The sequence below is a fragment of the Actinoplanes sp. NPDC048791 genome, assembly GCF_040650095.1.
Taxonomy (GTDB): Bacteria; Actinomycetota; Actinomycetes; order Mycobacteriales; family Micromonosporaceae; genus Actinoplanes.
Window position 1 is genome coordinate 1 of sequence record NZ_JBEZGQ010000507.1, and the last position, 6,058, is coordinate 6,058.

Annotated in this window: 5 protein-coding genes and 1 pseudogene; 1 reads left to right on the plus strand and 5 read right to left on the minus strand. The window is 72.4% G+C overall.

What is annotated here, in order from left to right:
• Window positions 1-163: 163 nt before the first annotated feature.
• Genes AB0C29_RS29395 through pgsA form a run of 4 tightly spaced genes read right to left on the minus strand, consistent with a single transcriptional unit; the run spans window position 164 to window position 3,485 of the window.
• Window positions 164-700, minus strand: coding sequence for a hypothetical protein (locus AB0C29_RS29395; protein WP_360826714.1), 537 nt, complete (start codon window positions 698-700; stop codon window positions 164-166).
• Between the two features lie 25 nt (window positions 701-725).
• On the minus strand, window positions 726-1,880 hold the full coding sequence (locus AB0C29_RS29400) for a glycosyltransferase family 4 protein (protein ID WP_360826717.1): 1,155 nt from the start codon (window positions 1,878-1,880) through the stop codon (window positions 726-728).
• Between the two features lie 13 nt (window positions 1,881-1,893).
• Window positions 1,894-2,799, minus strand: coding sequence for a phosphatidylinositol mannoside acyltransferase (locus AB0C29_RS29405; protein WP_360826720.1), 906 nt, complete (start codon window positions 2,797-2,799; stop codon window positions 1,894-1,896).
• Window positions 2,796-3,485, minus strand: a complete 690-nt coding sequence (gene pgsA, locus AB0C29_RS29410; protein ID WP_360826722.1) for a phosphatidylinositol phosphate synthase — start codon at window positions 3,483-3,485, stop codon at window positions 2,796-2,798. Before pgsA ends, AB0C29_RS29405 begins: the two co-directional genes overlap by 4 nt.
• A gap of 233 nt (window positions 3,486-3,718) precedes the next feature.
• On the opposite strand from pgsA, the gene AB0C29_RS29415 reads away from it, so the two are divergent.
• Entirely contained in the window at window positions 3,719-5,869 is a 2,151-nt protein-coding gene (locus tag AB0C29_RS29415; RefSeq protein WP_360826725.1) for an elongation factor G-like protein EF-G2, read from the plus strand.
• A 6-nt stretch (window positions 5,870-5,875) separates the two neighbouring features.
• On the opposite strand, the pseudogene AB0C29_RS29420 reads toward AB0C29_RS29415, so the two are convergent.
• A pseudogene (locus tag AB0C29_RS29420) lies at window positions 5,876-6,058 on the minus strand (hypothetical protein); the annotation flags it as partial.

Consider the following 6,058-nt stretch of genomic DNA (forward strand, 5'->3'; position numbering starts at 1 on the left):
CAACAGCACCGGCGCGCACATCTTCGCGGCGATGGTCATGGCCTGCAGCCCCAGCTCAACGATCTGCGTGTCCGTCATGCCATCCCCTTCGGGCTCCCGCCCAAGCCGGGGAGCGCAGAACGGGGGCGCCACGGTTGCCGTTCGGTTCAGGGGCTCGGAAACCTCAAGTCGAGACCGGGACGGGCGGCTCCGGGGCCGGGCGCTGCGTCACCGTCAGTGGCTCCGGGAGGTGCGGCTCGACGATGTCGAAGTAGCGGGGGCGTTCGTAGTGCCGGGCCATCCGGAGCAGGCGGACCAGCGGCCTTCTGCGGGCGGTGAGCGCGTCGCGGACCAGGTCGGTGTGCACCTGCCGGGCCAGCACCACCCGGCGGCTCGTTGCCACCAGGGTGCGGGTCGCCGCGTCGGTGCCGGTCAGCCGGACGGCCTGCAACTGGCGGGTCAGGTCGTTCTCCGCTGCCTCACGTTCGTCGGGCTCCGCGTCGAGGGCCAGGCGCGCCGCCGCGTACAGCTCGATGAAGTCGGTGTTTTCCGCTACCACGGCTGCGGCGGCCGCTCGGCGGAGCAGGTGGGCGTCCAGGGCGCGGGTTGCTGAAGCCGCACGGACGTGGACCCGTTCGACGCGGTGGGCCGTCCAGGCGAGGTACGCCGACAGCACAGCCGCCACCGCGAGCGCACCCATGACCCACCACATGCGGGGCATCGTAGTGCCGTTTTGTGTCGGAGAGTTACGTCCCGGAGCGTGGTTCGGCCCACTCTTCGTCAAAAACGCGACCGTCCGTAGCCTCGATCGCCGTCGCGTATACCTCCAGTACACGGTTGGCTACGCTGGGCCAGTCAAAGGCCTTCACGACCTCGCGGGCGCACTCGGCCAGCAGGGTCCGGCGTTGCGGGTCGTCCAGCAGTTCGGCCAGCACCGCCGTCAATGCCTCGGTGTCGCCGGTCGGGAAGAGCGCCCCGGCCCGGCCGCCGTCCAGGACCCGGCGGAACGCGTCGAGATCACTCGCCGCGATCGTCGCGCCGGCCGCCATCGCCTCGGTGAGGATCATGCCGAAGGACTCGCCGCCCGTGTTCGGGGCCACGTAGATGTCCACGCTGCGCAGCATCCGGGCCTTGTCGGCCTCGCTGACCAGGCCCAGGAACTCGACCCGGGGGTGCAGGTCGGCCGGGATGTCGTCGTACAGGTCGCCGCGGTCACCGGGGCCGGCCACCAGCAGGCGCAGGCCGGGCCGTTGCCGGGCGAGCGTGACGAACGCCGTACGCAGCAGCTCGAAGCCCTTGCGCGACTCGGTGAAGCGGCCCAGGAAGCCCAGCGTGCCGCCCTCGCCCGGCCAGCCCGGCAGGCGCTGCGCGGTGGCGAACTTGGCCACCGCCACCCCGTTGGGGATCTCCACCGCGCCGCCGCCGATGTGCTCGACCTGCACCTTGCGGGCCAGCTCGCTGACGGCGATGCGGGCGGTGATCTTCTCGACCACCGGCTGGAGGAAGCCCTGGGCCGCGGCCAGCGCGCGGGAGCGGACCATCGCGGTGTGGAAGGTGGCCACGACCGGGCCGCGGGCGGACAGCACTGCCAGCAGCGACAGGCTCAGCGTGAGCGGTTCGTGCACGTGCAGCACGTCGAACTGGCCGCGGGCCAGCCAGCGGCGCACCCGGGCGGTCGACACCGGGCCGAAGGCGATCCGGGCCACCGAGCCGTTGTACGGCAGCGGCATCGCCCGCCCCGCCGCCACCACGTACGGCGGCAGCTCCGCATCCTCGTCCGCCGGCGCCAGCACGCTGACCTCGTGCCCGAGCGTGATCAGGGCCTCGGCGAGGTCGACGATGTGGTTCTGCACGCCGCCCGGCACGTCGAACGAGTACGGCGAGACGATCCCGATCCGCACGCTGCCCCGCCCCTCAGACCCGGGCGCTCTGGTCGAGCCACAGTTTCTGCAGCATGTGCCAGTCCTGCGGGTGCTCGGCGATGCCCAGCTCGAACGCGTCGGCCAGCCGCTGAGTGGTGATCTTGACTCGGACGTCGAGGGCGCCCTCGGAAGGGTCGGGCAGCTCGATGCGCCGGATCCGGCCCAGCGAGCCGGTCGGGGTGAACCACAGGTCGGCCGCGTACAGCGGGGCGCCGGTGCGCAGGGCCAGGATCGCGGGGCCGGCCGGCATCCGGGTGCGGCCGCCGAAGAACCGCACCTCGATGCCGCGGGCGGACAGGTCACGGTCGGCGAGCAGCGGCACCGCGTACCCCTGGGTGGCTTTTTCGGCGAGCACGTCCAGCGGTGGCCGTTGGCCGCCGGTGAGCGGGAGCACCTCCATGCCGAGCTTCTCGCGGTACGCGATGAAGCGCTCGAACAGCCCCTCGGGCTTGAGCCGCTCCATGACCGTGACCAGCCGGTAGTCGTGCGAGACGACCCAGGCGGCGGCCGCGTCCCAGTTGGCCATGTGCGGCAGCGCCAGGATCGCGCCCTTGCCCTCACCCAGGACGCGGTGGAACTCGTCCGCGTTGACCAGGTCGAAGTCGCGCAGGAAGTCGGCCCGGCTCTGTGAGGGCAGCCGGAAGGCCTCCATCCAGTACCGGGCGTACGAGCGCAGCCCGGCCCGGACCAGGTCGTCGAGCTCGGCCTCCGGCAGGTCGGGGCCGACGACCATGCGCAGGTTGCGGCGCAGCCGCTGGGTGCCCGGGCCGTTGGCCTTGGCCGCCCGGTCGGCGCCCCGGTCGAAGACGGCGCGGGCGGCACGCAGCGGCAGCATCCGCGTCACCCGCCAGCCGGCGGCGTAACCCAGCTCGGTCAGCTGATCACGGCGAGAGGTCACGCCGGACCCTCCGGCTCAGCCGGCGCACCCGCAGCGGGCCCGGCCGACGTGGGACCGGCCGAAGCGGGCCCGGCCGGGACGACGTCCGACTTGGCCGCGTGGATCAGCCGCTGGAAGACGGTGATGATCGACAGCACCGACAGCACCCACAGCGCGGCCGGCAAACCCCACTCCAGCCCGGCGGCGCCCAGCAGACCGCCGACACCCACGATGAGCAGGCGTTCGAGGCGTTCGGCGATGCCGACGTCGGCGTCCAGGCCGAGGCTCTGCGCGCGGGCCTTGACGTAGGAGACGACCTGGCCGAAGGCGAGCGAGATCAGCGCGGCGACCATGCCGCCGTACGGGTTGCCCTCGCCGGCCAGGTAGTAGGCGACGGCGCCGAAGACCGCGGCGTCGGCGATGCGGTCCATCGACGAGTCCAGCAGGGCTCCGAACTTGCCGGACGGTCCGCGCAGGCGGGCCATCGTGCCGTCGAGAGCGTCGGTGAGGGCGCTGGCCGTGACGATCACGGTGCCCCAGAACAGCTCACCGCGGGCGCCGAAGCCCAGGGCGCCGATCAGGACGCCGACGGTGCCGGCGACGGTCACCGCGTTCGGGGTGACGCCGAGGCGCAGCAGGAGGCGGGCGGTCGGATGGAGGACGTACGACACGAGGGCGCGGGCGGGCACGCTGACGATCTTTGCCATGGCCGTCCCACCATAACGGCGACCGGGAAGAACCGGTACGGCGTGCGTCACGCGTCGCCGGATCGTCACAAAGGCCGGTTGCTGACTACAAAGGGTTGCGGCGGTGACTGCGCCGGGTGTCAGATCCAAGGACGGGGGGCGTAACAGCCAGGAATGCCCGCCCGGGTCCCGCGGCAGCCGACGGGGTCGGGAGAATGGGCGCCGACCGCGGCTGCCGACAGGAGGGCGTCACCATGACGCAGAAGACCCAGGAGAAAGGGCTCACCGCACCGGTGGTGACCGAGCCCGGCAGAGTACGCAACGTGGTGCTGGTGGGCCACTCCGGCGCGGGCAAGACGACGCTGGTCGAGGCGCTGCTCGCGGCGACCGGCACCATCTCGCGTACGGGCACGGTGGCGGACGGCACCACGGTGACCGACCACGACCCGGCGGCCGTACGCCAGCAGCGGTCCGTCTCCCTCTCGTGCGCCCCGCTGGTGCACGAAGGAGTGAAGATCAACCTGCTCGACACTCCCGGCTACGCCGACTTCGTGGGTGAGCTGCGCGCCGGCCTGCGGGCCGCGGACGCCGCCGTCTTCGTGGTCTCGGCGGTCGACGGCGTGGACGAGGCGACCGTCGCCCTGTGGGAGGAGTGCGCCGCGATCGGCATGCCCCGGGCCGTGACGATCACCCGGCTCGACCATCCGCGCGCCGACTACGAGGGCACCCTGCAGGAGTGCCAGGAGGCGTTCGGCGAGAACGTCATGCCGATCTACCAGCCCATGCTCGGCGACGACGGCGCCTCCATCGCCGGCCTGCTGGGCCTGGTCACGCTGAAGGTGCTGGACTACTCGGCCGGCTATCCGCCGCGGGCCGGCGAGGCCGAGCGCGAGCACCTGCTGCCCATCAAGGACGACCGGGACCTGCTCATCGAGGGGATCATCGCCGAGAGCGAGGACGAGACCCTGATGGACCGGTACGTCGCCGGCGAGCTGATCAGCACCGACACGCTGATCCCGGATCTGGAGAAGGCCGTGGCCCGCGGCACCTTCTACCCGGTCATCCCGGTCTGCGCCGCGACCGGGGTCGGCCTGGACGCCCTGCTCGACGGCCTGGTCAGCGCCGCGCCGTCGCCCCTGGAGCACGACCTGCCGGTGGTCACCGGGGTGGACGGCGGCCCCCGCCCGCCGCTGACCTGCGACCCGGACGGCCCGCTGGTGGCCGAGGTGGTCAAGACGACGATCGACCGGCACGTCGGCCGGGTCTCGCTGGTCCGGGTCTTCTCCGGCACGCTGCGCCCCGAGCTGACCGTGCACGTCTCCGGGCACGGCCTCACCGAGCGGGGACACCCCGACCACGACGCCGACGAACGGATCGCGCACGTCTACTCCCCGCTGGGCGCGCAGCTGCGTGAGGTGAGCGCCTGCGTCGCCGGGGACATCTGCGCGATCACCAAGTCGGGCAGCGCCGAGACCGGTGACACCATCTCGGCCAAGGACCAGCCGCTGCTCATGGAGCCGTGGAGCATGCCGGAGCCGCTGCTGCCGATCGCGGTGGTCGCCAAGACCCGTTCCGACGAGGACGCCCTGGCCAAGAATCTGGCCCGGCTCGTCGCCGGTGACCCCACGCTGCGGCTGGAACGCAATCCCGACACCCACCAGCAGGTGCTGTGGTGCATGGGCGAGTCGCACGCCGACGTGGTCCTCGAACGGCTGCGCGCCGGTGGCGTGGAGCTGGACACCGAGCCGGTGAAGGTGTCCCTGCGCGAGACCTTCAGCGCCCCGGCCCAGGGTCACGGCCGGCACGTCAAGCAGTCCGGCGGCCACGGCCAGTACGCCGTCTGCTCGATCAAGGTCGAGCCGCTGCCCCGCGGCAGCGGTTTCGAGTTCGTGGACAAGGTCGTGGGCGGCGCGGTGCCGCACAACTACATCCCGTCGGTGGAGAAGGGCGTACGCGCCCAGCTCGAACGGGGCATCGTCGCCGGTTACCCCGTGATCGACCTGCGGGTGACGCTGGTGGACGGCAAGGCGCACAGCGTCGACTCCTCCGACGCCGCGTTCCAGACGGCCGGGGCGCTGGCCCTGCGGACCGCCGCCGAGCAGGGTCAGGTGACGCTGCTGGAGCCGGTCGACGAGATCGTGGTGCGGGTGCCGGACAGCTATGTCGGCGCGGTGATGAGTGACCTGTCCGGGCGCCGGGGCCGGCCGCTGGGCACCGAGGTGACCGAGGACGGCGACCGCAGCCTGGTCCGGGCCGAGGTGCCGGCCACCGAGCTGGTCCGCTACGCGGTCGAGCTGCGCGCGCTCACCTCGGGCGCGGGCACCTTCAGCCGCACCTACGCCCGGCACGAGCCGATGCCCGCGCACCTGGCCGACGCCATCCGCAAGGAGCACGCGAGCAGGTAGCAGCGTTCACGCGACCGGCGCCATCGGGTAGGACGGCAGCTCGATGGCGTTGGCCGCGTCGTGCAGCGGCCGGGTGACGCGCTCGATGATCTGCCGCTTGAGCGGGTGGTACTTCAGCGTGCGCATGCCGTAGTTGCGCACCGCCAGCGAGAGCCGGCCGCCCGGGACCATGTCGCCGGCCTTCTTGTC

Coding starts and splice junctions, on each gene's coding strand:
- pgsA (WP_360826722.1), bottom strand. CDS start 3,485: ATGGCAAAGATCGTCAGCGTGCCCGCCCGCGCCCTCGTGTCGTACGTC.
- AB0C29_RS29415 (WP_360826725.1), top strand. CDS start 3,719: ATGACGCAGAAGACCCAGGAGAAAGGGCTCACCGCACCGGTGGTGACC.
- AB0C29_RS29395 (WP_360826714.1), bottom strand. CDS start 700: ATGCCCCGCATGTGGTGGGTCATGGGTGCGCTCGCGGTGGCGGCTGTG.